Annotated in this window: 15 protein-coding genes and 1 pseudogene; 9 read left to right on the top strand and 7 right to left on the bottom strand. The window is 66.1% G+C overall.

Annotation, left to right across the window (positions count from 1 at the left end):
• Positions 1 to 50 precede the first annotated feature (50 nt).
• The 3 genes from ACSQ3S_RS04720 to ACSQ3S_RS04710 all read left to right on the top strand — a co-directional run bounded on the left by ACSQ3S_RS04720 (position 51) and on the right by ACSQ3S_RS04710 (position 4,787).
• On the top strand, positions 51 to 3,491 hold the full coding sequence (locus ACSQ3S_RS04720) for a DUF6701 domain-containing protein (RefSeq protein WP_436141700.1): 3,441 nt from the start codon (positions 51 to 53) through the stop codon (positions 3,489 to 3,491).
• Between the two features lie 124 nt (positions 3,492 to 3,615).
• On the top strand, positions 3,616 to 4,314 hold the full coding sequence (locus tag ACSQ3S_RS04715) for a dienelactone hydrolase family protein (RefSeq protein WP_176655398.1): 699 nt from the start codon (positions 3,616 to 3,618) through the stop codon (positions 4,312 to 4,314).
• Positions 4,315 to 4,337: 23 nt separating this feature from the next.
• Entirely contained in the window at positions 4,338 to 4,787 is a 450-nt protein-coding gene (locus ACSQ3S_RS04710) for a thioesterase family protein (protein ID WP_176655397.1), read from the top strand.
• An 8-nt stretch (positions 4,788 to 4,795) separates the two neighbouring features.
• Here the strand turns inward: ACSQ3S_RS04710 and ACSQ3S_RS04705 are convergent, their stop codons facing one another.
• Positions 4,796 to 5,275 carry a DUF3016 domain-containing protein gene (locus ACSQ3S_RS04705; RefSeq protein ID WP_436141699.1) on the bottom strand — a complete coding sequence of 160 codons (480 nt, stop codon included), beginning with the start codon at positions 5,273 to 5,275 and terminating at the stop codon, positions 4,796 to 4,798.
• A 268-nt stretch (positions 5,276 to 5,543) separates the two neighbouring features.
• Between ACSQ3S_RS04705 and ACSQ3S_RS04700 the strand changes: the two genes are divergently transcribed.
• Positions 5,544 to 7,466 carry a PhoX family protein gene (locus tag ACSQ3S_RS04700; RefSeq protein ID WP_436141698.1) on the top strand — a complete coding sequence of 641 codons (1,923 nt, stop codon included), beginning with the start codon at positions 5,544 to 5,546 and terminating at the stop codon, positions 7,464 to 7,466.
• 30 nt (positions 7,467 to 7,496) lie between these two features.
• Here the strand turns inward: ACSQ3S_RS04700 and ACSQ3S_RS04695 are convergent.
• Positions 7,497 to 8,514, bottom strand: a pseudogene (locus ACSQ3S_RS04695) (PDDEXK nuclease domain-containing protein).
• Between the two features lie 366 nt (positions 8,515 to 8,880).
• Between ACSQ3S_RS04695 and ACSQ3S_RS04690 the strand changes: the two are divergent.
• On the top strand, positions 8,881 to 10,386 hold the full coding sequence (locus tag ACSQ3S_RS04690) for a DUF3369 domain-containing protein (protein WP_176655393.1): 1,506 nt from the start codon (positions 8,881 to 8,883) through the stop codon (positions 10,384 to 10,386).
• Here the strand turns inward: ACSQ3S_RS04690 and ACSQ3S_RS04685 are convergent, their stop codons facing one another.
• From ACSQ3S_RS04685 to ACSQ3S_RS04675, 3 genes are all read right to left on the bottom strand, one after another.
• Positions 10,387 to 12,330 (bottom strand): GAF domain-containing sensor histidine kinase, encoded by a 1,944-nt coding sequence (locus ACSQ3S_RS04685; RefSeq protein WP_353404108.1) that lies wholly within the window; start codon positions 12,328 to 12,330, stop codon positions 10,387 to 10,389. It abuts the gene before it with no gap.
• A gap of 118 nt (positions 12,331 to 12,448) precedes the next feature.
• Positions 12,449 to 12,997, bottom strand: a complete 549-nt coding sequence (locus ACSQ3S_RS04680) for an FxDxF family PEP-CTERM protein (RefSeq protein WP_436141697.1) — start codon at positions 12,995 to 12,997, stop codon at positions 12,449 to 12,451.
• 170 nt (positions 12,998 to 13,167) lie between these two features.
• On the bottom strand, positions 13,168 to 13,668 hold the full coding sequence (locus ACSQ3S_RS04675; RefSeq protein WP_436141696.1) for a hypothetical protein: 501 nt from the start codon (positions 13,666 to 13,668) through the stop codon (positions 13,168 to 13,170).
• A 78-nt stretch (positions 13,669 to 13,746) separates the two neighbouring features.
• Here ACSQ3S_RS04675 and ACSQ3S_RS04670 point away from each other — a divergent pair, with 78 nt between their 5' ends.
• On the top strand, positions 13,747 to 14,853 hold the full coding sequence (locus tag ACSQ3S_RS04670) for a porin (protein ID WP_436141695.1): 1,107 nt from the start codon (positions 13,747 to 13,749) through the stop codon (positions 14,851 to 14,853).
• A gap of 524 nt (positions 14,854 to 15,377) precedes the next feature.
• Positions 15,378 to 15,770 (top strand): hypothetical protein, encoded by a 393-nt coding sequence (locus ACSQ3S_RS04665; RefSeq protein ID WP_176655388.1) that lies wholly within the window; start codon positions 15,378 to 15,380, stop codon positions 15,768 to 15,770.
• 27 nt (positions 15,771 to 15,797) lie between these two features.
• On the opposite strand, the gene ACSQ3S_RS04660 is transcribed toward ACSQ3S_RS04665, so the two are convergent.
• Both ACSQ3S_RS04660 and queC read right to left on the bottom strand, forming a co-directional pair.
• Positions 15,798 to 18,851: a CHASE domain-containing protein gene (locus ACSQ3S_RS04660; protein ID WP_436141694.1), complete on the bottom strand. Its 3,054-nt coding sequence runs from the start codon at positions 18,849 to 18,851 to the stop codon at positions 15,798 to 15,800.
• The gene (queC, locus tag ACSQ3S_RS04655; protein ID WP_436141693.1) at positions 18,852 to 19,559 is read right to left on the bottom strand and encodes a 7-cyano-7-deazaguanine synthase QueC; all 708 of its coding nucleotides are present in this window, start codon (positions 19,557 to 19,559) and stop codon (positions 18,852 to 18,854) included. It lies immediately after the preceding gene.
• Between the two features lie 88 nt (positions 19,560 to 19,647).
• Between queC and ACSQ3S_RS04650 the strand changes: the two genes are divergently transcribed.
• Both ACSQ3S_RS04650 and ACSQ3S_RS04645 read left to right on the top strand, forming a co-directional pair.
• On the top strand, positions 19,648 to 21,516 hold the full coding sequence (locus ACSQ3S_RS04650; RefSeq protein ID WP_436141692.1) for an autotransporter assembly complex protein TamA: 1,869 nt from the start codon (positions 19,648 to 19,650) through the stop codon (positions 21,514 to 21,516).
• Positions 21,516 to 26,084, top strand: a complete 4,569-nt coding sequence (locus ACSQ3S_RS04645) for a translocation/assembly module TamB domain-containing protein (protein WP_436141691.1) — start codon at positions 21,516 to 21,518, stop codon at positions 26,082 to 26,084. Before ACSQ3S_RS04650 ends, ACSQ3S_RS04645 begins: the two co-directional genes overlap by 1 nt.
• Positions 26,085 to 26,107: the final 23 nt, after the last annotated feature.

Raw genomic sequence — 26,107 nt, 5'->3', positions numbered from 1 at the left:
GAAACGCCTATAATTCAGGCAGGAATTTTCCGGTGTGAGCGGTGTGGGATATGAAACTCAAATTCGCGTGGCTTGTTCTTTCGACCATGTTGCTAGGAGGCCTGGCGCAGGCCGCCACGCTCGACTTCAATGGCGGCGCCGTGGCCGGCTGCACGTACAACAGCCCGACCAGCACCTATACCTGCAGCGCGCTGCTGCTGCCCGTCTATAACGACAGCGTGGCCATCGCCAGCGGGTATACCGTGGTGGTCAACTCGGCGGTGAGCCTGGCCTACAACCAAAGCCTGCAGATGAGCGGCAGCGCCAGGCTGCAAACTTCCGGCAGCAACAACCTGGACCTGTCGCAGATCAACCCCAGCCTGCTCAACGCCACCGGCAGCCTGGCGGCGGGCGGCAACTTTCTGCTGGGCTCCGGCACCTTCGGCGGCGCCGTCAGCGCCAACGGCCAGGCCAGCGTGGCCACCGGCGGCGCCATCACCGGCAGCGTAACCGCGGCCTCGCTGCAGACCGGCTCCTCGGTCAACATCGGCGGCACGGTGGGCGTCAGTGGCACCATCGACCTCGGTTCCAGCACCACGATAACGGGCGCCGTCAGCGGCGCCTCGATCAGCACCAACTCCAACGTCAACATCGGGGCGCTGACGGTCGGCGGCACCGTCAACCTGGGATCGGGCAACACCATCAACGGCCCGGTGGCCGGCAGCAGCATCAGCACCAACGCCAACGTGGTCATCACCGGTTCGGTCAGCGTCAGCGGCCTGGCCAACCTCGGCTCGGGCAACCAGATCGGCGGCAGCCTGAGCGCCGGCTCGGTGCAAACCAATTCGGGCACGCGCGTCGGCGCCGGCATCACCTCGGCCGGCATCGTCGACCTCGGCTCCGGCGCGACCGTGGTCGGCAGCATCAGCGGCACCACCATCACCAGCAACTCGTCGCTCAGCGTCACAGGCAACGTCAACGCCAGCAACTCCTTCACGCTCCCGTCCGGCAGCAGCGTGACCGGCAACATCACCGCGCCGACGGTGACGCTGAATCCGGCAGGCTCCACCGTCAAGGGCGATATCGTCGCCTCCAGTTCGCTCGAAGTCGGCAGCGGCAGCACCATCACCGGCAACATCTCTGGCGGCTCGCTGACCCTGCACTCGGCCAACGTGACCGTCAACGGCAACGCCACCTTCACCGGCGACGTCGACATCGGCTCCCAAGGCACCATCAACGGCGACCTGTCGGCCCGCGACGTCACCACTCACGCGTCGGGCGACTACATCAGCGGCAACGCCGCGGTCAATTCGATTTATCTGGACCACGGCGCCACCGTCGGCAAGACCATCACCTGCACCGGCGCCGGCGCCAGCAACTGCAGTTGCGTGACCAAGCCCAGCTCGTACAACTACAACCCCACCTGCGGCGCCGCCACGCCCAGCGGTCCCGACCACTTCCAGATCACCCACAACGGCACCGCGTTGACCTGCCAGCCGCAGACGGTCACCGTCACCGCCTGCGCCAACAGCGCGTGCACCGCGCCGCACTACAGCGCAGCGACCCAGGTCACGATGTCGCCGGGCGGCCAGGTGGCGACCATCAGCGGCAGCGGCACGGCCAGCGTGCAGCAGTTCACGGCCGGCAACGCCACGCTGTCGGCCAGCGCTGCCGGCGTGGCCAGCGCCAGCACCTGCGTCAATGCCGCCGCCAACAATACTTCGTGCACGATGGCCTTCAGCACCCAGGGCCTGACCGTGTCGGTGCCCGACCATCTATCGATGGCCAGCGGCGTCAATATGGTGGTGCAGGCGCTGCAGGCGCAGGGCAACAACCCCAGTTGCGTACCGCTGCTCAGCAACGTCACCGTGCCGGTCGCCTTCGGCTGCGGCTACACGGACCCCTCCAACGCCGCCGCGACGCCGGTGCAGATCCAGAACCAGAGTGGCAGCTACACCAGCGTGGCCTGCGGTGCCGCCACCAGCAACGTCACGCTGCACTTCGATGTCAGCGGCAGCGTCAGCACCGGCTTCCAGTACCCGGAGGTGGGCAAAGTCGGTCTGACGGCCAGCTACACCGGCACCAGCGCCCCCAACACTGGCTTCACCGCCACCGGCAGCACCTCGTTCACTGCGGCGCCGGCCCGGATCAAGATCACCGTGCTGCGGGTGAATAACACGCCGGTGATGGGACCGGGCATGTTCGCCAACGCCAGCGCGCCGTTCACCGTCACGCTGTCGGCGGTCAATACGCCAGGCAATGTCACCACCAACTTCGGCAAGGAAAGCACGCCGGAAAACTTCAAACCCACCTCGTCCATCCCCGCCACCAATCCGTACGGCGCCATCACCAGCGGCCTGTTCGGGCCGATCTCCAACGGTGTGTCCACCAGCGTCAGCGGCGCCACCGGCCAGTGGAGCTACAGCGACGTCGGCTACATCACGATTTCATCAGCGCTGACGAACGTCACCTCCAACTACATGGGCAACCCGGCGGCCGGCTTCAACACCCAGGGGACGCTGCAGGTGGGCCGCTTCATCCCCGATCACTTCGACGTACTGCTGCCGCCCAAGGCGGTTGCGCCGGCCGCGCCGGTGTGGGGCGAACTGCCATCCAGCCAGAATACCGGCGTGACCATGAAATGCTCGCAGGCAGGCGGCATGAACAACCCCTGCCCGGCGCCGTACGACGTCAGCGGCAGCTTCATCTACTCGAAGCAGCCGTTCTACGTGCTGATCAAGGCCTACAACGGCGCGGCCACGCCGGCGCTGACGCAAAACTACAGCAGCGCTCCGCCGTCGCCGGCCACCGCGTTTGCGAAAGCCATCACGCTGTCCGCCTGGACCGCGGCCGGCGGCAGCACCGCATGGCCGGCCGGCACCCTGGTCAATGCCAATACCGCCCCTCCCCCCCCGACCACCCCCGTCACCTTCGACAAGGGCGTCGGCATGGTGCTTGCCGCCAGCCTGCCCAACCTCGCCTTCACCAGCACGCCGACAGCGCCCAGCCTGGTCTACGTGCGCGCGATCGACGCCGACCTGGTCACGTCGGCACGCAGCAGTCCGGCCACGTCGACGGAAATCCCGCTGACGGTGGTCAGCGGCCGCATGCAGCTTGGCAACAACTACGGTTCCGAAACGTCCAGCATGCCGATGGCTGTGCAGTCGCAGTACTATTCGGCCGCAGCCGGCGCCTACGTGTTCAACGCCGCCTATACGGCCGACGCGCAGGGCATCGGCGCCAGTCCCGGCATCACCTTCACCAATTGCAAGAACGGCCAAGGCGTGGCGATCGCCTGCCCGGCGTTTACGGTCAAAAGCCCAGGCAGCCTGACTTTCAACAATGGCAAGGCCAGCTTCCTGATGGCCGCCCCCAACACGGCCGTCTCGACCGACGTGACGCTGAATCCCGCCAGCTGGTCCAACCTGTATCTGCCCGCCGTCCCCGGCCGCGCGACCTTCGGCGTCTACCGTTCCGGCCCGGTGATCTACACCCGCGAAGTGCACAACTGAGCTCCGCTGCAGCGCCGCGCAAAACGGAGTACGATGGCCGCTTTCTAAACCTGCGGTCAGTGCCGACATTGGCACACGAGTTCGTGCGCCAATGTCGGCACTGACCCCGCATTAAGGGAACACCATGGAAACCAACACCCAGTGGATCGATATCGCCGTCGCCGACGGCAGCTTCGGCGCCTACGTGTCGCTGCCGCGCGGCGGCAAGGGCCCCGGCATCGTGCTGTTGCAGGAGATTTTCGGCGTCAACCAGCATATCCGCAACGTGGCCGACCAGTACGCGGCCGACGGCTATGTGGTGATCGCTCCCGACCTGTTCTGGCGCAACGGCGCGCGCATCGAACTGGGCTATGACGACGCGGGCTGGAAGCGCGCCGTCGAACTGATGAACGCCACCGACTTCGCGCTGGCGCAAACCGACATCGCCGCCACCGTCAAGACGCTGCGCGCGCTCGACGGCGTGGAAGGCAAGATCGCCTCGATCGGCTACTGCTTCGGCGGCCGCCTGTCCTACCACACGGCCGCCAACGGCCTGGTCGACGCGGCCGTGTGCTACTACGGCGGCGGCATCCAGAACGCGCTGGAACGCGCCGGCCAGATCAAGGTGCCGATGCTGATGCACTTCGGCAGCGCCGACAGCCATATCCCGCTGACGGCCGTGACCAGCATCGCCGAACGCTTCGACGACAACGACCAGGTCGAGATCCACGTCTACGCCGACGCCGAACACGGCTTCAACTGCAACCACCGTTCGTCCTACAACCAGCGCGCCGCCGCCCAGGCGCACGGCAACACGCTGCTGTTCCTCGGCGAACAACTCTGACAACCGACACAAAGGCAGGCGCCATGGCACGCTTAAAGCTGGACTTCCCCGAAGATCAATATTACTTTTCCACGCAGCTGACCGTGCGCGTCACCGACATCAACGGCGCCAACCACCTGGGCAACGACTCGATGATCTCGATGATCTCCGAGGCGCGCGCCCGCTTCCTGTTCGAGTTCGGCGTGCAGGACAGCGGCGCCGACACGGGCGGCGTCGGCATCATCGTCACCGACCTGGCCACCACCTACAAGACCGAGGCGCATGCGCGCGACCAGCTGCTGTTCGAGGTCGGCGTGATGGACTTCAACCAGTACGGCGGCGACATCACCTTCCGCATCACCCGCCCGCGCGACGGCAAGCTGGTGGCGATGGCCAAGTCCGGCTTTGTCTTCTTCAACTACAAGACCAGCCAGGTGACGCCGATGGCGCCCGAGTTCCTGGCCAAGTTCCCCAAGGTGAACCGCCTCGACTGATCAGCTGATCAGCGGGCGGCCACCTTCGGCACGATGTTCTTGTCGAACCATTCGTCCAGCATCTGCTTCTCGTAGCGCAGCGGGTCGCCGTCCGAATAGCGGTTGATGCGCTGCTGGTACATCATGTTGGAGATGTGCTCGTCGCCGCTGCGCAGCACCTGGCCGTTCTGCTCCAGCGTATAGCGCAGATGGATGTGCGGCCAGTCGGCGCCGCCGTTCATCACGCGGATATCGTCGCCCGTGCGGCGCGGCCACAGCCGTCCGGCCAGGTCGATATCGAGGATCTCGACTTTCAGGTTCTGCCCGGCGGGCAGCTTCTTGTTGAGCGTCGCGAAATAGTCGCTGAAATCCTTCAGCGTGCGGTCGCGGTCGATGCTGTTGCGCGGCACGTCGGCAAACTCCTCCGGCTTGACAAAGGTGACGCTCACGTCGGCCCAGGCGGCGGCGCTGGCCAGCAGCACGGCAGCCGCCAGCATGGATTTGGTCATGGATCGCATTTGCTGCTCCTTCACAGTTGATGCTGACAATATAGACCTTTTCGCCGCCACTGGCCCGGGTGGAATAAGTTTGTTACCAAAGTTACCCCGCCACGCTCACGCCGCCGCTTTGTATCCTTTTGTATCGCCAAGTATCGCTTTGTCACGCCCCTGTCATACCAAATAGTTAAGCTTGCGGCCGTCGAGGTGCAGCCACCGCCTCGCATGATGCCGCGGCCGCGCGGCACATGGAACGGCCACAACTACAACAGGATTTATCATGACCGAGTCTCTCGATCTGTCCCGCCGCAGCATCCTCAAATTCTTGTCCGCCGGTCCCTTGCTGCCGCTGGCCGGCGGCAGCGCCACCGCCACCCTGCTGGCCGCCTGCGGTGGCGGCGACACCGCCGCCGCCGCGCCGCAGCTGATGTCCGTGACCTTCTCCGGCATGGCCGCGCCGACCCTGGCCGACGCCGCCAAGATGGCCACCACCACGGTCGGCTCGACCCTGAACGCCACCTATTCGGACGGCAAGACCCAGCCCTACCAGCTGGCCTACCAGACCTTCTTCGTCACCGGCGCCCTGGTCGCCAACGGCAGCGGCGGCACCATCCTGGCCGGCGGCTACTACGACATCAACAACAAGCCCATCGTCGACAAGACCGACGCCGGCCAGCGCCAATTCTTCTCCGACTGCCCGGACGGCACCTCGCTGCTGAAGCTGGCCGCGCCCACCGTCGCCGGCGTCAAGGGCAACACCGTGTTCGCCGTGGTGCAGTTCGAATACACCACCCGCAACGTCAAGGGCGACTCGATGTACGGCATGCTGCCGTCGCCGATCGCGGTGCTGACGCTGGACCAGGACAAGACCACCGGCGCGCTGTCGCTGGTCAAGTACCACAACGTCAACACCAGCGGCGTCAACGGCCTGTGGATCACCTGCGGCGCCAGCCGCTCGCCGTGGAACACCCACCTGTCGAGCGAGGAATACGAGCCGGACGCGACCGCCATCGCCAGCAACACCCAGTTCGCCAATTTCAGCACCAACCTGTACGGCGACGCCGCCAAGGCCAACCCCTACCACTACGGCCACATGCCGGAGATCACCGTCAACCCGGACGGCACCGGCAGCATCAAGAAGCACTACTGCATGGGCCGCATCTCGCACGAGCTGGTGCAGGTGATGCCGGACGAGCGCACCGCGCTGATGGGCGACGACGCCACCAACGGCGGCCTGTTCATGTTCGTCGCCGACAAGGCGCAGGACCTGTCCAGCGGCACCTTGTACGTCGCCAAGTGGAACCAGAAGAGCGCCGACAACGGCGGCTCGGCCACGCTGTCGTGGATCAAGCTGGGCAGCGCCACCAGCGCCGAGATCAAGGCCCTGGCCGACACGCTGAAGGCGGCCGACATCCTCAGCGTCAAGACCGCCGACCCGGCCGACGCCACCTACACCAGGATCCCGTTCAGCGGCAAGACCAACTGGGTCAAGATCGTGCCGGGCAAGGAAAAGGCGGCCGCCTTCCTCGAGACCCACCGCTACGCCGCGCTCAAGGGCGGCAGCATGGGCTTCACCAAGATGGAAGGCACGACGGTCAACGCCAAGGACAAGATCGCCTACTCGGCGATGAGCTACATCCAGGCCGCGATGACCAACGGTTCCGGCGGCATCTCGGTCAAGGGCCCGAACGCCGGCGTGGTCTACGCGCTGAACCTGAAGGCCGGCCAGGTGGACGACAGCGGCGCCGCCATCAACAGCGAATGGGTGCCGGTCGACATGGCCGCCGTGCCGGCGCTGGTGGGCGAGGACCTGGCCAAGGCCGACGCGCTGGGCAACCTGGCCAATCCGGACAAGATCGCCAATCCGGACAACATCAAGTTCTCGGAAAAGCTGCGCACGCTGTTCATCGGCGAAGACAGCGGCCTGCACGTCAACAACTTCCTGTGGGCCTACAACGTCGACACCAAGACGCTGACCCGTTTGCTGTCGACGCCGTCGGGCGCCGAATCGACCGGCCTGCACGCGGTGGACGACATTAACGGCTTCGCCTACATCATGAGCAACTTCCAGCACCCGGGCGACTGGGACGCGGCGCTGCACGCCAAGGTGCAGGCGACGCTGGATCCGCTGATCAAGGCCAACTACCGCGACCGCTTCGGCGCCGCCGTCGGCTACCTGACCGGCTTCCCGACGCTGAGCTAAGCGGCCCGTCCGCACCGGCCCGCCGCGCGCTCACGCGCCCGGCGGGCTTTTTTGCGTCCAGTGTTCCAGCTTGGCCGCAAGCAGCTGTTCGTCCGGCAGCAGCATCTGGTATTCGGCGGCGATAATCTTGTTAGGCAGGCCGTCCAGCGCATAGCGCGCCTCGGCCGCGCCCTTGGCCGCGCACAGGATCAGGCCGACGGGTGGATTTTCGCCGGGTTTGGTCCAATGCTCACGGGCATAGTTCAGATACAGATGCATCTGGCCGGCATCGGCGGCCTCGAACTTGCCGGTCTTCAGTTCGATGACAACGAGACATCGCAGACGGCGGTGAAAAAACAGCAGGTCTATACGGAACCAGGTATCGTCGAGCCGGAGACGGCGCTGGCGGCCGACAAAGGCAAAGTCATCGCCCAGCTCCAGTAGAAAATCAGCCATGTGCTGGATCAGCGCCTCCTCCAGATCGGACTCGGAGTACTCATCTTTCAAATCCAGGAATTCCAGTACAAAAGGGTCTTTGACCGCCTCTTCCGGTGTCGGCATCGGCGGCGCGTGCTTGCTTGCCTTGCGCCAGCATCTTGGTTTTATCCCGGGAAAGTGCGGTCCGTTCATAAAACTGGCTGTTGACCTGACGGTCTAACTGACGAACGGACCAACCGCCGCGCAGCGCCTCGGTTTCATAAAATAGGCGGGCATTCGGATTTTTGACAGACAACAGCCGTACGTAAGCAGACCATGGCAACCGCAATTCTCCAGACACTGTCTGGTGAATTTCCGGCCAGTACAAATAAAACTTACGCATCTGCAGTAAATTCTGCATGCTGAAGCCACGTCCAAAGCGCTTGCTCAAGTCTACGCCGAGGCGTTCAATCAGCTCCTCGCCATATGCGGCGCGTTCAGCTCCGCCCTGCTCGAACTTCACGATGCGCCGGCCTATTTCCCAATAGGCCGCAGTCATGACGGAATTGACGCTACGCGCGGCGGCCCGGCGCGAGGATTCCAGCAGCTCGACAATTTGCGCGTGTATGTCGGCATAGTTGGCGCTCAGCATTTTGGAGCCTCTCGCAGCATGAGAATAACCAAATCCTAGCGCCGGCTAACTGCAGACTTATAGAGCAAGCTCAAACGAACCCTATGTCTACGACAAAAACAAGCTGTTGTCCGCCGGGGCAAAATATTTTGCCAAGAGATAGCAATATTGCCAAAAACGAAGTATTGTTTCGGTTGCACATGGCGTTACAGAAGACTAACGCTGCGCCGTCGCGCAATGGTGCGACGTACAATAGGTTCAGCCCGGTTGGCGTGGGAAGTGTTGTGCAGAGCAACAGGTATTTTTATTGCCTGTTGTTAATAACTGTGGGTCGGACTACAATCGAAAAAAATCATACAGTAGTGCCATTTTGCGGAACTCGCCCTTATGTCTTTCTTGTCTTCTGCTACACCCAAGCTAGCCCCTTGGAAAGTCCTGTTGGTCGATGACGAACCGGACATTCATGACATCACCAAGCTGACGCTGAGCCGCTTCCGCCTCGATGGCCGCGCGCTGAGCTTCGTGCACGCCTACAGCGGCGCCGAGGCCAAGGAAGTGCTGGCGCGCGAGGCCGATGTCGCGCTGGTGTTCCTCGACGTGGTGATGGAAAAGGAAGACAGCGGCCTCGAAGTGGCGCGCTGGATGCGCGAAGACCTCGACAACCAGTTCACCCGCATCGTGCTGCGCACCGGCCAGCCCGGCCAGGCGCCGGAAGAACGCGTGATCGTCAACTACGACATCAACGACTACAAGGAAAAGACCGAGCTCGACCGCACCAAGCTGTTCACCACCACCTTCGCCGCGCTGCGCGCCTACCGCGACATCATGAAAGTCGAGGAAGCCCGTCGCCAGCAGCTGAACTACCGCGAAGGCCTGGAGCGCGTGATCGCCGCCTCGGCCCATATTTTCCAGCAGCGCAACCTGAAGGACTTCGCCAACGGCCTGCTGCAGCAGGTGGTCGCGCTGCTGCGCCTCGAGCACAGCATGCTGCTGCGCCTGCGCGGCGCCACCGCCATCAGCGGCGAAAACGAGTACGAAATCCTGGCCCAGATCGGCGACGAGGACGGCTCGCTGCTGAGTCCAGACGTGCTGGCCCAGCTCGACGTCGCCAAGAGCAACAAGATCTCGCGCGTCGAAGGCGACACCTACATCGGCTACTTCCCCAACAACAGCGGCAAGGCGTCGCTGCTGGTGCTCAAGGGCGTGGAGGAAATCTCCGAGATCGACACCAAGCTCTTGGAAGTGTTCTGCTCCGGCGTCGCCATCGCCTTCGACAACATCCTGCTGACCCAGGAGATCACCGACACCCAGGCCGAGCTGATCCTGCGCCTCGGCGACGTGGTCGAGTCGCGCTCGAACGAGGCGGGCAACCACGTGCGCCGCATGTCCGAGGTGTGTTACCTGCTGGCCCAGGCGTCCGGCATGCCGGACGACGAAACGGCCGTGCTGCGCCACGCCGCGCCGATGCACGACATCGGCAAGATCGCCACGCCGGACGCGGTGCTGCTCAAGCCGGGCAAGCTCGACGCGGCCGAATGGGAAATCATGAAGCAGCACCCGGCGGTGGGCCTGTCCATCCTCGACGGCTCGCAGCGCCCCATTCTGAAGGCGGCCGCCGTGATCGCCCACCAGCACCATGAAAAATTCGACGGCAGCGGCTACCCGCAGGGGCTCAAGGGCCACGACATCCACCTGTACGCGCGCATCGTCGCCGTGGCCGACGTGTTCGACGCGCTGATGCACAAGCGTTGCTACAAGGAAGCCTGGCCGATCGACAAGGTGGTCGAGCACCTGCAGGAAGTGGCCGGCCATCACCTCGACCCGGTCTATGTCGACCTGCTGGTGCAGAACATCGACCGCGCCGTCGCCATCAACGAGCGCTTCCCCGACTGATTATTTGCGCTTGATCTTGGGGAAGCGCAGCTTGTAGTGCAGCCCCATGCCCGGCGCGCTGACCACCTTGACGGTGCCGCCCAGCGCGCCCGTCACCAGGTTGTACAGGATGTGCGCGCCCAGCCCGCTGCCGCCCGTGCCGCGCTTGGTGGTGAAGAAGGGGTCGAACAGCTGCGCCAGCGTGCTGTTGTCCATGCCGGCGCCGTCGTCGCTGTAGTCGAAGTCGACGAAGTCGCCGTCGACCTTGCCGGTGATCCTGATCTTGCCCGACTGCCCCTCCTCGAAGCCGTGCACCAGCGAGTTGACCACCATGTTGGTGACGATCTGCGACACCGCGCCGGGGAAGCTGGCCATCTCGATATTGGCCGGGCAGTCGATCTCCACCACCACCGGCTTGCCCTTCAGCTTGGGCTGCAGCGACAGCAGCACCTCGTCCAGGTACTTGCGCAGGTTGAAGCTGCGGATGTCGTCGGACGACTGGTCCACCGCCACCTGCTTGAAGCTGCGCACCAGCGCCGCCGCCCGCTGCGTGTTGGTGGTCATGATGCGCAGCGACTGGTCGATGATGTCGAAGAACTGGTTCAGGCCGTCCTCGTCCAGCGTGCCGGCGGCCATGTCCTCGCGCGTCAGCTTCAGCTCTTCCACCAGGTGGCTGGTGGCCGTCACGCAGATGCCCAGCGGCGTGTTGATCTCGTGCGCCACGCCGGCCACCAGCCGGCCCAGCGAGGCCAGCTTTTCCTGGCGCACCAGCTCGCCCTGCGCATCCTTCAGCGACGTCAGCGCATTCTCCAGCGCCGCGTTCTGTTCTTCCAGCGCGTCCTTGGCACGGCGGATCTCGCTCTCGGCGCGCATGCGCGCGATCGCCACCGCCACGTGGCTGGCCATGAAGGCCAGGATGTCGAGGTCGGCCTGGGTGTAGATCACCGAGTCGTCATAGCTCTGCACGATGATCACGCCGTAGGCCGTGTCGCCCAGCAGCATCGGCGCGCCCATCCAGCTGGCGATGTCGACGCTGCCCAGCGGGTGCTCCAGCTCGCCGCTGGCGATCAGCGCGTTCAACGCGCCGCGGTCCAGCAGCATGGCCTGCTTGCGCTGCAGGATGTAGGAGGACATGCCGATGCCGAAATCGAAACGCTTGACCGGCGCCTGGGCATCCTTTTCATCGACAAAATACGGCACGCTGATTTCCCGGGTATCCGGGTGGTATAGCGCCATCAGGAAGTTCTGCGCCGGCACCAGCTCGCTGATGATCTGGTGCAGCCGCATGTTCAGGCGGCTGCCGCCGGTGGCGGTGGCCGACAGGTTGGCCAGCTCGTACAGCGCGCGCTGGATGTTCTCGGCGCGGCGCCGCTCGGCCACCTCGTGCTGCAGCTGGCTGGTGCGTTCGGCCACCGCGCGCTCCAGCCGGTCCATGCTCTGCAGGCCCTGCAGCGCGCTCGAGACCTGGGTGGCGATCAGCGCGAACAGCGCCTGGTCTTCCTCGCTGAAGGTGTGCTGCTTGTCGTAGCTCTGGATCACGATGGCGCCCAGCGCCTGGTGGTTCTGGTCCAGCAGCGGGCAGCCCATCCAGTGCTCGGCGATGGTGCCGATGCCGAAGGCGGCGTTGTGTTCCCGCCTGGAGACGTGTTCGGCCGCCGTCATCACCATGTTCTCGCGGCTCAGGATCACCGCCGCCGTCGGCGATTCGCCCGGCACCAGCTCGAACAGCTCGTCGCGGCTGGGCGGCTCGTCGACCTCGTCGACGAAATACACGAAGCGCACCATGTTGACGGCGCCGTCGCGGTCGCTCAGCGCCACAAAGAAATTGGCCGCATACATGATGCGGCCCAGCGCCGCATGCACGGCCTGCAGGAATTCGCTGATATCGGTGCAGCTGCTGGATTTCCGCCCGATTTCAAGCAGCATCGTTTGGACGGCTTCCAGGCGGGTGAGGCGACTTTCCATCGGGTTTCCTATGTAGGGTTCATGCACATGGGAAATACTATCAGGTCGGGCCCGGTCTGCACAAAAAAAAACAGCCAGGCCGTCCGGACGGCCTGGCTGTTTTCTTGAGCGCGGACGCTTAAGCGGTGTCGCCTGACTTGCGCTGACGACGGGCCGCCACCACGCCCAGCAGGCCCAGGCCGCCCAGCAGCATGCCGTAGGTTTCAGGTTCCGGCACGGCCGTCACGGTGGCGCTGCCGGTGTAGGCGCCGGCGGCTTTCGACAGCACGGTGCCGGTTACTTGCAGATAGTAGCTGCCTGCGCTCAGCGTATTCGAGCTCAGCTCCCATTGATCGGTTTTACCGGTCGACAACTGGGTGCCTTTCAGCACCAGGCCGTCCGCGTTGAACAGGCTCAGATCCAGGATGTCAAAGCCGTTCTTGGCGTTGCCGGAGGACGAAAAGGTGTCGGCGAAGAGGGTGCTGCCGGCAGCGAGGTTGAAGGTGTAGCGGTCGGAAAAACTGTTGCCGGCGTTGTTGCCGGTAATCTGGTGACCGAAGAAATCGGAACCGCCGCTCAGATCGAGCACGGCGCTAGGATTGCTGACATCGGCAGCCATCGCACCTTGCGATAACAGCGCCGCGCCGGCCATTACGATTGCACCAGCCAGGTTTTTTACTTGTCGCATAGAGATTCTCCTTAAATAACAGAAAGTGCGGCATGAAAGTCACCGCACAGGAGATCAAAATGTAGCAGGCACATCGATTTGGAACGGCCGCGCACGATAGGATGTTACATCCTCTTACACGTTTATTTAACGAAATCTTAATTCTAGTAAATAGAAAATGATGTAGGAAATTAGGGTTTTTTATAACTATTTTCTATCCAAGCCGAGGCGGTAGCCGGGCTCAGCTTGAACGTCGGCACCACCCGCACCTGCGCCAGTTGCTCGCCGTACTGATCGAACGCGCTCAGTTTGGCGTAGGGGTCGTCCTCGTCCGGCACGATGTCCAGCGTGACCTTGACCTGGCCGTCGTCGGTGCTGATGAACAGGTTCTTGTGCAGTTGGGCATGCAGCTGCTGTTCGTGGCGGCGCAACACTTCATTGGCGGTCTTGACCAGCGTGTTGAAGGCATTGACGTCCAGCGGCTTGGGATTTTTCTTGTCGCGGCCCATGGTCCACGGACCGACCAGCGCCGGCTCCGGCTCGCCATCCTTGATCATCGCCACCGCCCAGCCCTCGTCGTCCTCGTTCTTGATCACGCGCGCGGTCCAGCCATTGCCCTGCCAGACGCGGTCTTGCTGGATCGGTGCGTCGTCGTCCTGCTGCTGATCCGGATCGGGGTAGTGATTACTCATGCTTATGGCTCGTGTCGAAATATGGGTGGGGGTGAAATAATAAGCGCCACGCTGGTTAACAACAATAGAAAGTCGTCAATGAAGCGCAATCTCGTCCCGATCCTGGTCCTGGTCCCCTCCGTGCTGGCGACGGCCGGCCCTGCCCATGCGCAAGGCGGCGACGTGCAGGTATATGGCCGCCTCAACCTCGGCCTCGAGAGCATGCACAGCACGGCCGACGCCAGGGGCCAGGCCGTCAGCATGGTGCGCGAAAGCAACTACCGCTCGGTGCTGGGCTTTCGCGGCAGCGAGGACCTGGGCGGCGGCCTGAAGGCCATCTTCCAGATCGAAGGCACGCTGTCGCCGGACACCGGCGCCGGCAGCCCGGCCGCGCGCGACACCCGCGTCGGCCTCGAAGGCGCGGCCGGCACGCTGTTCGCCGGCAACTGGGTCACGCCGTACAACGGCGCCACCGCCGGCCTCGACCCGTATTACCCGACCACGGCCGGCTACATGAGCATCATGGGCAACGGCTCGGCCTCCACCAGCGACAACGTCAGCGACACCTCGTCCTTCGACCGCCGCCAGCAGAACAGCGTGCATTATTGGTCGCCGCAGTGGCATGGCCTGCAGTTGCGCCTGGCCCACGGCTTGAACGAGGAACGTCCAGCCGGCGGCGCCAGGCCTGCGCTGACGTCGGCGGCGGCGGTCTGGGAGCGGGGTCCGTGGTATGCCGCCGCGGCATACGAGCGCCACCACGACTACCAGGGCAGGGGCGGCAACGACAGCGGCGCCAAGATCGCGGCGGCCTACCGCTTCGGCGACACCCGGGTGGCGCTGATCGGCGAACGGCTCAAGTATGAAACCGCGGCCGGCACGCTGGAGCGCAACGCGGCGTATATTGCCGTCACCCACCAGATCGGCCCGCACGGCCTGCGCCTGGGCGTGGCGCGCGCAGGCGACGGCACCGGCAGCGCGCCGGACGGGCAAAAGGTCGGCTTCATCCGCAAGGGCGAGGACACCGGCGCCACCCATTACACGGCCGGCTACGACTACGCCCTGTCCCGGCGCAGCAGCCTGTTCCTGTTCTACACCCGGCTGGCGAACCAGCGCAACGGCAGCTATGACTTTGCCATCAACGGACTGACGGTCAGCCCGGGCGCCACCGTCCGCGGACTGGCGCTGGGCATGCGCCACGCCTTCTGAGCGGCCAGCACAAAAACCCGCGGGCGCGGTTTTTTGTGCAACCAGGACCGTGGTCTTAACAGGTCATGCAAGGCGGCCGTTCGGCGATCGGCGGCCGCAGCGGCGTGATGCGCGGATCGATGGCCGGTTCCGGCATCTGATAACTGAATGGCGTAATGATGATAGGCGGAATCGTCGGCGGTGCCGATGGCGGGCCCTTGGGTCCCCCGCCGGAAAGGTGCTGGACGCTACGCTGGCGCCTCGTACGGTTGCAAACCGAGGATATCGATTGACCCTCGCTCAATTCTAGCCAAGCCATGTTAAAGCCCTCCCTGCGCAAGTCAGGTTATCAGTATAGGCAGGGATAACTTTAAATCAAGGAACATTCGTCCCTCATCCCGCTCGTCGCCGCTGGATGTCGTTCCATCCCGCAAATTTGCCGGTCTGTCGCAATCCGCTGGCTGGCGCCGGGGCGCCCCGGTACAGTTCAACCATGCCAAACGGCAAACGAACAAAAAACGAATAAACCACCGACGAGGTCAGCCATGAACAGCAAAGCAAAAAAACTGGTTTTCGCAGCCTTTATCCTCCTGCTGGCCGTGGCCGCCTGGCAGTCCATCCTGGGTGACGGCATGCACGTCAACATCGACGGCGACGAGATCGACGGCCCGCTGGGCGCCCTGCTCGGCATCGTGTTCGCCGGCGGCGGCGTGCTGATCGCGGCGGTGGCCGTCACCTGCGCGGCGGTGTTTGTCGGCGTGCTGTTTGCCGGCCTCGGCATCCTGATGGTCAGCGCCCTGGTGCTGGGCGCCGTGGTGCTGCTGGCGGCAATGTCGCCACTGATGCTGCCGCTGCTGATCCCGGTCGGCATCTACTGGATCTTCGCCGGCCGCTCCCGCAAACAACGCCAGCGCGCCATGATGGAACACGCCGTCTGAACCGGCATCACGCATAGCACCACCGTTTCAATCGGAAGCGGCCGGGACCTGAACTCCCGGCCGATCCGCCTCTTGCTCCATCAGTTCCACCCGGTTGCGGCCGCCATGCTTGGCGCAGTACAGGGCCTGGTCGGCCCGCACCAGCGCCGCGTCGCCGCTCGCATCCTTCCCCGCCACCACCGCGATGCCGATGCTGACAGTGACGGTCACCGTCCGCCCGGCGTCGCCGTCGAGCCGCATCGGCGTCGCGGCCACGCGCTGGCGCAGCCGCTCGGCATACACCGCAGCATCGTCCAATCCCGTGCCCGGCAATAAAATCGCGAATTCCTCGCCGCCGATGCGGCCCGGCATGTCGATCTTGCGCTGGCCTTCGCGCATCAGTTCGGCCAGCTGGCGCAGCACGGCGTCGCCGGCCGCATGGCCGTGCTCGTCGTTGATGCGCTTGAAATGGTCGACGTCGAGCAGCAGCACCGCCGCGCAGCCGCCGATGTCGCGCCGCAGCCGGTCCTGCTCGTCGGCCAGCCGCCGCATGAACTCGCGCCGGTTCGGCAGGCCGGTGAGGAAGTCGGTGGTGGCCAGCACCCGCAGCTCGTCGTCCATGCGCCGCCGCTCGGTGATGTCCAGGGTCGAGACGATGACGAAATCCAGGCTGTGCGTATGGCCCGGCATCACCAGCAGGGTCAGCTGGTTGAGGCGGGCCACGCCGTCGAGCCGCTCGAAGCTGCCCTCGCAGGCGAAGAAATGCTGGCCCTGGGCCAGCGCGGCCAGCGCCATGGCAAAGCTGGGCATGGCGCTGGCGTCGAAATTCTGTGCCAGGCTCAGCTGCGAGATATCCTTGCGCCCCGGCGCCGCGCCGACCTGCTGCAGCGCGGCGGCGTTGACGTCGAGGATGCGCACCAGCGCGGCCAGCTGCCGCAGCTGGCTGACGTTGGCCTGCAGGTAGCGGCCGATGTCGTCCACGCCGGACAAGGTCAGCTCCGCCAGCGCCGCCCGCACGGCCGACCAGTCCTGCTCCCACAGCGCCACCGGCGCGTGGTCGTACAGGCTGCGGAAGCGGGCCTCGCCGGCGCGCAGCGCGACGGCCGCCTGGGCCTGCTCGATGGCGATGCCGGCCAGCCGCGCCGCCTGCTCGATCAGCGCGATATTGGCCAGGCTGGGCACGCGGGCGTCGCGGTGGTAGATGGCGAACGTGCCCAGCACGCTGCCGTTGGCGCTGAAGATGGGATCGGACCAGCACGACCCCAGCCGCGCCTGCAGCGCCAGGTCGCGGTACTCGATCCAGCTGGGCGCGGCGCGGATGTCTTCGATGACCACGCGGCTGCGGGTCAGCACCGCCTCGCCGCAGGCGCCCTTGCCGTCGCGGATAGAACGTCCGTGCACGGCGGCGTTGAAGAAGGCCGGCAGGCTGGGCGCCGCGCCGACCAGCAGCCGCTCGCCGGTCTCGTCGAGCAACAGGATGCTGCACAACATTTCCTCGTTGTCCGCCTCGACGCCCAGCACCACGCTCTCGAGGATGGTTTGCAGCGGCGCGCCGGTGGCCAGCAGCTCGAGCACGTGGCGCCGGGTCTGCTCGCGCTGCTCGGCCTGGGTGCGCTCGGTGATGTCGCGGAACGACCAGATGCGCGCCGGCTCACTGCCCAGCTGCAGGCCGCGCGTGTGCTGCTCGATGACGCGGCCGTCCTTCAGCTGCAGCAACTCGTGCCGGGACTCCAGCGGCGTGCCGCGCTGCAGCCCCGGCAAGGTGTGCTGCGGCGTGTCCAGCGGCAGGCCCTGGCCCGGGTGCAGCATCTGCCGCGCCATGTGCTCCATCAGCACGGCGCCGTCGCTTTGCCAGTCCAGGTGCTCGGGCAGGTTCCACAATTCGCGAAAGCGCCGGTTGGCGTTCAGCACCGAGCCCTTCAGGTTGTCCACCAGGATGCCGTCGATGGTCGAGTCCAGTATGCTGCGCAGCATCGCCTGGCTGCGCTGGGCGCCGTCGGCCAGCACCAGCAAGGTGGCCTGGCCCTCCCGCAGTTCGCCGGCCAGCACCTCGGCGCGGGCCAGCGCGCTGCGGGCCCGCACGCGGCCGCGTGCCAGCAGCCAGGTCAGGCCGGCCAGCAGCAGGCTGAGCGACACACCGGCCGCGGTGATCTGCAGCGCCTTGTCGCGCACCGCCACCGCGCCCGGCACGGCCGTCGCCCGCAGCGTCCAGCGGTGGCCGGCAATGCTGAACTGCTGCCGGCTGCTGCGCCGGCCGGCCGCGCCGCCCGGATGACTGTCGTACATCAGCGCCTGCGGCGCGGTGCCAGCCCCGTCGAAGATTTCCACGTGCAGCGCGGCGGCGCGCGGTCCGCCCAGTCCGGCCATCAGGTCGCCGACACGGAACGGCGCATAAACCCAGCCGTCGATGGCGGCGCGGCGCTCGGCCAGCGTGCCGGTTTGCTGCCGGTGGCGGTACAGCGGCAGCACCATCAGGAAGCCCGCCTGCGCCGGCTCGGCCGTCTCCTGCACCAGCCGTATCCTGCCGCTGACGGCGGGCCGGCCGGAATCGCGCGCCTGCTCCAGCGCGGCGCGGCGCACCGGCTCCGAGGCCGGGTCGAAACCGAAGGCGCGCCGGTTGTTCTCGTCGAACGGTTCGAGGTAGACGATGGGCGCGTACCACTCGCGGATGCCCTCGGGTTGCACGCGGTAATCGGGATAGCCGCCGAGCCGGATTTTCTGCTCGTGCGCGGCGCGGCGCGCCTGCGGCACCAGCGCCATGTAGCCGATACCGTGGATGCCGGGGAAATGCTGGTTCAGCTCCTGCCCGGCCAGGTAGGTGGGGAACTCCTCGCGCTCGACCTCGCTGGAACTGGCGAACAGCCCCTGCACGCCGTACAGCACCTGCAGATAGGTTTGCAGGCGCTGGTCGAGGTTGTTGACCAGTTCGCGCGTGCGGCTGTCGAAGTCGGCCTGCGCATCCTGCTCGGCGTCCTGCTGCGCGCCCTGCCACAGCATGCCGGTCGCGCTCAGGCAGCCGGCCAGCACCAGCACCGGCAGGACGCCCGGCGTGAGCATTTCCTGCAGCAGCCGGCGCAGCCGTGCCTGGGCGGCGGGAGCCATCTACACCTCGGTGCCCGCGAACTGGCGGTAGCCGCGCGCGCGCAGGGCGCAGGCCGGGCAGGTGCCGCAGCCGTAGCCCCAGTCGTGCAGCGCGCCGCGCTCGCCCAGGTAGCAGGTGTGGGTGCCGTCGCGGATCAGGTCGACCAGCGCCTGGCCGCCCAGTTCCTGCGCCAGTTCCCAGGTCTGTTTTTTGTCGCGCCACATCAGCGGCGTTTCCAGCTTCATGCGCGTGTCCATGCCCAGGTTGAGCGCCACCTGCAGCGCCTTCATGGTGTCGTCGCGGCAGTCCGGATAGCCGGAGAAATCGGTCTCGCACATGCCGCCGACCAGCACCGTCAGGCCGCGCCGGTAGGCCACGGTGGCGGCCACCGTCATGAACAGCAGGTTGCGGCCGGGGACGAAGGTGTTCGGCAGGCCGTTGGCCTGGGTTTCGATGGCGATGTCGTGGGTCATCGCCGTCTGCGAGATTTTCGAGATCAGGGACAGGTCGATCATGTGGTCATCGCCCAGCCTGGCGTTCCACTCGGGCGAGTGCGCGCGCAGGCGCTCGATGACGGTCGGACGCACGGTGAGCTCGACGGCGTGGCGCTGGCCGTAGTCGAAGCCGATGGTTTCGACACGGGCGTAGTGCTTCAGTGCCCAGGCCAGGCAGGTGGTGGAATCTTGTCCACCGCTAAACAGGACCAGAGCGGAATCGGTAGGCAGCATTACTCTTCTTTCTTGCAACGTTATAAGTACGCCATCTTTTGAAGCATTCCGGTAACATGACAGCTAGCGTACACCCTGATGGAGTCTCATGTTACCGGCATCGCCAGCAAATATATTGGCAGGATCACGAATTTTGGCACAAGTTGTGGCAAAAGTATCCGGCGGCCTCGTTGCGGCGGTAGCCCTGGCCGGCCTGACTCTGCCCGTGGCGGCCGAGGAGCTGAAGTACGACGTCCGCATCGACGCCCCCGGCCCGCTGCGCGAACTGCTGGAGCAGAATCTCGACCTGGTGCGCTTTCGCGGCAACGCGCGCATGGACCGCGAACAGCTGCAACGGCTGGTGCGGGTGGCGCCGGAGCAGGTCAAGACGCTGGTGTCCACCGACGGCTACTACTCGCCGGTGGTGAGCGCGCGGCTGGAGCGCAAGGGTGAGAACGACACCCCCACCGTGCAAATCAGCGTGCAGCCGGGCGAGCCGGTCCGGGTCGGCGAGATCGACCTGGTGCTGCAGGGCTTTGCGCCGGTGCCCGGGCTGGCCGCCGACAAGCAGTTCGACACCCAGGCGCTGAAGGCCGGATGGACGCTGAAAAAAGGCATGGTGTTCCGCCAGGTCGACTGGGAACAGGCCAAGCGCGGCCTGCTGCGCCAGGTGGTGCAGACGCGCTACCCGCGCGCGCAGCTGACCGAAAGCCTGGCGACGGTCGATCCGGAAAACCATCTGGCGGCGCTGCGCGTGGTGCTCGACAGCGGCCCGGAGCTGCGCTTCGGCGAATTGCGCATCGAAGGCTTGAAGCGCTACCCGCCGGCCATCGTCAGCAACCTGAATCAAATCCATCCCGGCGACTACTACAGCGAAGCGGCGCTGCAGTCCTACCAGTCGCGCCTGCAGGACACCGGCTACTTCAGCAGCGTCGAAGTGAGCGCCGACACCAGCGCGATCCTCAACGAGCAGCTCGATGCGGCCGGCGCCACGCCGGCGCAAAACGCCGGATCGGCGATGGCGCCCCTGCCGCTGCTGGTGCGCGTGACCGAGAACAAACGCAAGAACGTCAGCGCAGGCCTGGGTTTCAGCACCAACACCGGCAACCGCGCATCGCTGACCTATGACGACCTGTCGGTGTTCGGACTGCGCATGAAAAGCGCGCTGACGCTGGAGACCAAGAAGCAGACGGCGCGCAGCGACTTCTACTTCCCCACCACGGCGGACGACTACAACGACAGCGTCGGCGCGTCGTTCGAGCGCAGCGACATTTCCGGCGAGGTGACCAGCGTGGCCAGCGTGGCGGGCAAGCGCGCCTGGGGCACGCCGCTGCTCGAACGCAGCCTGACGCTGGAGCTGCTGACCGAAACCAAGACCGTCGACGGCCTCCCTTCGACCACCAGCAAGAGCTTGCCGCTGACGTACGGCGTCACCTGGCGCAAGCTGGACAACCTGCTGTTCCCGACCAAGGGCTACGCGCTCAACGCGCAGCTGGGCGGCGCGCTGCTGCCCATCCTGACCGACGAAGCGTTCGTGCGCGGCTACGCGCGCGCCGTGTGGTACCGGCCGCTGGGCGTGAGCACCAACCTGATACTGCGCGGCGAACTCGGCGCGCTGGCCTCGCGCGACAAGAACGGCGTGCCGGCGGTGTACCTGTTCCGCGCCGGCGGCGACCAGTCGGTGCGCGGCTACGCCTACCAGGAGTTGGGCGTGCACGAAGGCGACGCCATCACCGGCGGACGCTATTTGGCCACCGCCAGCGCCGAGTTCCAGTACTGGTTCAAGCCGTCATACGGCGCCGCGGTGTTCTACGACGCCGGCAACGCGGGCGACACGTTCAGCGCGCTGCATCCGAAGTCGGGCTACGGCGTCGGCGGGCGCTGGAAGAGTCCCGTGGGACCGATCAACGTGGACGTCGCCTACGGCCACGCGGTGAAAAAATATCGCTTGCACTTCTCACTTGGATTTACCTTCTGATGGCTGACAATAACGACAAGCCGGCAGCCGAAGCCACCGCCGCGCCGCGCCGCCGCTGGCCGCGCCGCGTGCTGATTTCGCTGGCCGTGCTGGTGGCGCTGCTGGCCGGCGCCTTCTGGCTGCTGGGCCGCGAATCGACCCTGCAGCAGCTGGTGCAGCGCATCGCCAACGCCAGCGGCGGGCAGGTGTCGGTGAGCGGCGTCAGTGGCTCGCTGTACCACCGCATGCATATCGGCCGGCTGGTATATCGCAGCAAGGACAGCGTCGTCACGGCCGACAACATCGACATCAACTGGTCGCCGCTGCAGTATTTTTCCGAAGGCCTGGCGATCAGCGAACTGCACGTCGCGGCGCTGACGGTGCAAAGCCTCGGCCCCTCCGAGCCGGCCAAGATGCCCGAATCGCTGGCCGCGCCGTTGCGCCTCAACGTCTCCGACGCGCGGCTCGACAAGCTGATGCTGACCGGCGCGACCGGCAGCAACGTGATCGAGCGCCTGCGCTTCAAGCTGTCCGGCGACAAGAGCGGCTGGCACCTGCAGGACGCCAGCGCCTCCACCGCGTTCGGCATCGCGACCGCCGACCTCACCATCGGCGCCGACAAGCCGTTTGCCCTCAAGGGGCGGGGTCAGTTCCGGCATTCTGACACGAGCTCGTGTCAGAATGCCGGAACTGACCCCGCCCCTTGTGCTAATGTCGGCACTGACCCCGGGGTGGGGGCTGCGCAGCTGACGCTGGAGGCCGGCGGCAACCTGGCGCTGCTGACCCTGAAGGCGCAGGGTTCGGCCGGCGCGGCAAGCGGCGGCGGCACGCTGGCGCTGGCGCCGTTCGATCCCATCATCCTGCGCGCCATCGACCTCACCGGCCGCGACCTCGATCCGGCCGGCTTCAACACCGGCTGGCCGCAGGCGAAGTTCAGCCTCAAGCTCAGTGCCGCGATCGCGCCCGACCAGAAGCTCTCCGGCCAGTTCGCCCTGCTGAACCAGGACAAGGCCGCGCCCATCGACCAGCACGGCCTGCCGCTGCAAACCTTCAGCGGCAAGCTGGCCGGCACGCTGACCGCCTCCGTGCTGGAAAACGTGCTGCTGGACCTCGGCCCGGCGGGCCGCTTCACCGGCGGCGGCAACGTGCAGCGCAGCGGCCCTGAGGCCGGCATCGACGCGGCGCAATTCAAGCTGCACACCGACCGCCTTGACCTGAAGAACATCCACAGCGGCATCAACAAAACCAGCGTCGCCGGCGACATCGTCCTCGCCAGCACGCCCACCAAACAAAGCCTGATCGCCAACCTGGCCCAGGACGGCCTGCGCCTCGACGTGCAGGCGACGCTGGCCGACGCGCTGCTGCAATTGCATCAGGTACGCCTGCTGGCGAAGAAAGGCAGCATCACCGCCACCGGCCAGGCCAGCCTGAAAGACAAGCAGGAATTCAGCGCCAAACTGCGCGCGGACCACTTCGATCCATCCGCGCTGAGCCCCGGCCTTCCAATCGCCGACCTGAATGCCGACATCAACGCCAGCGGCCACATCGCCCCGGCATGGCAGGTGGCGGCGAACTTCGAATTAAAGACCAGCAAACTGTTCGGCCAGGCGCTGTCCGGCAACGGCAAACTGAATGCCGACGCACAGCACCTCAGCGGCGTCGACGCGCATCTGGCGCTGGCGCAAAACACCGCCGACATCAGCGGCAGCTTCGGCGCCGCTGGCGAACAGCTGCGCTGGAAAGTCGACGCCCGCCAGTTGTCGGCCGCGATGAGCGATCTGCAGGGCGCCGTCAGCGCCAGCGGCACCATCGCCGGCACGATGGCGGCGCCTCGCGCCAACTTCGAAGCGGACGCCAAGGGCTTGGCGCTGGCTTCCGCCAAACACCCTGCGGCCGATAGCCTGATCCATGCGGCGGGCGACGTCGCGCTGGCCGGCCCGAAGAAAACACCCGAGTTGAAAATAAATGGCACCATACAGCGCCTGAATCCAGCGGCATTCGGCACGGCGCAGGCAGGAGCCGTCAACGCCACCTTTGCCGCGAACGCCAGCCTGGCCGCCGACTGGCGCGCTGGCCTCGACCTGAGCCTGCAGCCGTCCACCTTCGCCAACTCACCGTTGTCGGGCTATGCGAAATTCAACGCCGCCAAGGGCAGCATCAGCAACGCCGATATCGATCTGCGGCTGGCGTCCAACAGCCTGCAAGCCAAGGGCAGCTTCGGCAGCGCGCTGGACAAGCTGGAATGGAAGCTCAACGCGCCGCAGCTGGCCGCGCTGGGTCCGCAGTTCGCCGGCGTGTTGCGCGCGAACGGCACGCTGTCCGGCACCAGCGCCAAGCCGGCGCTTGCGCTCACGCTGGACGGAACCAACCTGCGTACACCGGGGCAGCAGCAGATCGGCACGATACGCGGCAGCGCCACGCTGGGCAGCACCATCGCGGCACCGGCCACCACCACCACGGCCGCACCTGCCCTGGCCGCAGGCGGCACGAATGCCCGGGGCGCGGCGCCGCGCGGCACAGCCAATGCCGACGTCATGGCCGACGTGCCGCTGGTCAGCGACATCGAAATCACCCGCTACGTCTCGCCGTCGCTGACGCTCGACAAGGCGCGCCTGCAAACCAGCGGTACCCGCAGCGGCCACACGCTGCAAGTTGGCGCCAGCAACGCCGACTTCGACGCCGTCATGCGCGTCAAAGGCGGCTGGGCCAACGACAGCTGGACCGGCACCATCGACACGCTGCAAAACCGTGGCCGCTTCGCCCTGACGCTGGCCGCGCCGGCGCCGCTGAAACTGAGCGCCCCCGCCGGCAGCGGCGTGGCCGGCCTGCTGCATCCGGAGCAGATCGCACTGGGCGGCGCCACCATCAAGCTCCCGGACGGCAGCATCCGCATCGACTATCTCGAGAAAACCGGCCCCGCCTGGCGCAGCAAGGGCCTGGCCGCAGGCGTGCCCGTCAACTACCTGGCCCAGCTCTCCGACGCCTGGCGCGAAAACGTCCGCAGCACAATGACCATCGGCGCCGAGTGGGGCCTGACCCTGCAGGCGGCCGGCAAGACCACGCCGCCCGTCCTCGGCGGCATGCTGCACGTTTACCGCGAGCAGGGCGACCTGACCATCACCGGCGCCGACCTGCCGCAGCCGCTCGGCCTGCGCACGCTGGACGGCCGCGTCGACGTCAACGACGGCACGCTGCGGCTGCAGCTGAACCTCGACGGCACCCGCGCCGGCCAGGCCCGCATCGACGGCACCGCGCAGCTGCACGACGGACGCCTGGACGAGAGCAGCGCCATCACACTGAGCGGCAACGCCAACATGGGATCACTGGCCTGGCTGGCGCCACTGGCCGGCCAACCCGGCCTGGAAATCGACGGTACGCTGAAACTGGCCGTTACCGGCAACGGCACCATCGGCGCGCCGCAACTGAACGGCGACATCACCGGCGACAAGCTGGTGGTGAACTGGGTCGACCAGGGCATCAAGCTGCGCAACGGCCAGCTGCAGGCACGCCTGAGCGGCGACCAGTTGCAGCTGCAAAAACTGGCCTTCGACGGCGCCGAAGGTCACGCCCAGGCCGACGGCTGGATACGCTACGCCGGCAACGAGGCGACCATGAACCTGAAACTCAGCGCCGACAAACTGGAAGTGCTGGCGCGCCCCGACCGGATCCTGGTCCTCAGCGGACAAAGCACGCTGACGCGCGACGCCAAGCGCTTCCAGCTGGACGGAAAGTTCCGCGCCGACCGCGCCATCATCGAGCTGGCCGGCGAAAACACGCCCACTCTCAGCGACGACGTGGTCATCGTCGGCAAGGGCGCAGCGCCGGTCAAGGCCGCGCAAGGGCAGCCGCTGAGCATCGACCTGGAGGCGGACCTCGGCGACAACTTCAACCTCAAGGGCAAAGGGCTGGACGCGCAACTAGCCGGCACGCTGCGCATCCGCGTGGCCGACCGCCGTCCGCCGCGCGTCAACGGCAGCATCCGCGTGGTCAACGGCACCTATGCGGCGTATGGACAAAAGCTGGCGATCGAGCGCGGCGTGATCAGCTTCTCCGGCGCCTACGACAATCCCGGCCTGAACATCCTCGCCGTGCGGCGCGGTCCGGAAGGCGAAGCAATCAGCGAGACCAATGTGGAAGCCGGCGTGGAAGTGCGCGGCACGGCGCTGGCGCCGGTAGCCAAGCTGGTGTCGACGCCGGCCGTGTCGGACAGCGACAAGCTGGCGTGGCTGGTGCTGGGCCACGGCATCGACAGCACCGGCGGCAACGACATGGCGCTGCTCAGCGCCGCGGCGGGCGCGCTGTTCGGCGGCGGCCAGGGCAAGCTGGCCAACGCACTGGGCGTGGACGAGCTGGGCGTGGGCCAGGCGGCCGGCACCACGGCGGGCGGCGCCGCGACCGGCTTGCAGACGACGGTGGTCACGGTCGGCAAGCGGCTGTCGTCGCGCGCCTACCTGAGCTTCGAACAGGGCGCGGGCACGGCGACCAGCCTGGTCAAGCTCAAATACAAGCTGAACCCGCGCATCACGCTGCAGTTCCAGACCGGCACCAACAACGCGCTGGACGTGCTCTATACCTGGGCTTTCGACTAACTCGGATTGTGGTCCGGTACCGG

Source organism: Duganella sp. LjRoot269 (assembly GCF_964254095.1).
Lineage (GTDB): Bacteria > Pseudomonadota > Gammaproteobacteria > Burkholderiales > Burkholderiaceae_D > Rugamonas > Rugamonas hordei.
Note: the sequence above shows the minus strand (reverse complement) of the source record. Positions and strands in the feature narration are given on the sequence as shown.

Bases quoted from the DNA above. Each gene is read 5' to 3' on its own strand.
- ACSQ3S_RS04720 (WP_436141700.1), top strand. From the start codon at position 51: ATGAAACTCAAATTCGCGTGGCTTGTTCTTTCGACCATGTTGCTAGGA.
- ACSQ3S_RS04715 (WP_176655398.1), top strand. From the start codon at position 3,616: ATGGAAACCAACACCCAGTGGATCGATATCGCCGTCGCCGACGGCAGC.
- ACSQ3S_RS04710 (WP_176655397.1), top strand. From the start codon at position 4,338: ATGGCACGCTTAAAGCTGGACTTCCCCGAAGATCAATATTACTTTTCC.
- ACSQ3S_RS04705 (WP_436141699.1), bottom strand. From the start codon at position 5,275: ATGACCAAATCCATGCTGGCGGCTGCCGTGCTGCTGGCCAGCGCCGCC.
- ACSQ3S_RS04700 (WP_436141698.1), top strand. From the start codon at position 5,544: ATGACCGAGTCTCTCGATCTGTCCCGCCGCAGCATCCTCAAATTCTTG.
- ACSQ3S_RS04690 (WP_176655393.1), top strand. From the start codon at position 8,881: ATGTCTTTCTTGTCTTCTGCTACACCCAAGCTAGCCCCTTGGAAAGTC.
- ACSQ3S_RS04685 (WP_353404108.1), bottom strand. From the start codon at position 12,330: ATGGAAAGTCGCCTCACCCGCCTGGAAGCCGTCCAAACGATGCTGCTT.
- ACSQ3S_RS04680 (WP_436141697.1), bottom strand. From the start codon at position 12,997: ATGCGACAAGTAAAAAACCTGGCTGGTGCAATCGTAATGGCCGGCGCG.
- ACSQ3S_RS04675 (WP_436141696.1), bottom strand. From the start codon at position 13,668: ATGAGTAATCACTACCCCGATCCGGATCAGCAGCAGGACGACGACGCA.
- ACSQ3S_RS04670 (WP_436141695.1), top strand. From the start codon at position 13,747: ATGAAGCGCAATCTCGTCCCGATCCTGGTCCTGGTCCCCTCCGTGCTG.
- ACSQ3S_RS04665 (WP_176655388.1), top strand. From the start codon at position 15,378: ATGAACAGCAAAGCAAAAAAACTGGTTTTCGCAGCCTTTATCCTCCTG.
- ACSQ3S_RS04660 (WP_436141694.1), bottom strand. From the start codon at position 18,851: ATGGCTCCCGCCGCCCAGGCACGGCTGCGCCGGCTGCTGCAGGAAATG.
- queC (WP_436141693.1), bottom strand. From the start codon at position 19,559: ATGCTGCCTACCGATTCCGCTCTGGTCCTGTTTAGCGGTGGACAAGAT.
- ACSQ3S_RS04650 (WP_436141692.1), top strand. From the start codon at position 19,648: ATGTTACCGGCATCGCCAGCAAATATATTGGCAGGATCACGAATTTTG.
- ACSQ3S_RS04645 (WP_436141691.1), top strand. From the start codon at position 21,516: ATGGCTGACAATAACGACAAGCCGGCAGCCGAAGCCACCGCCGCGCCG.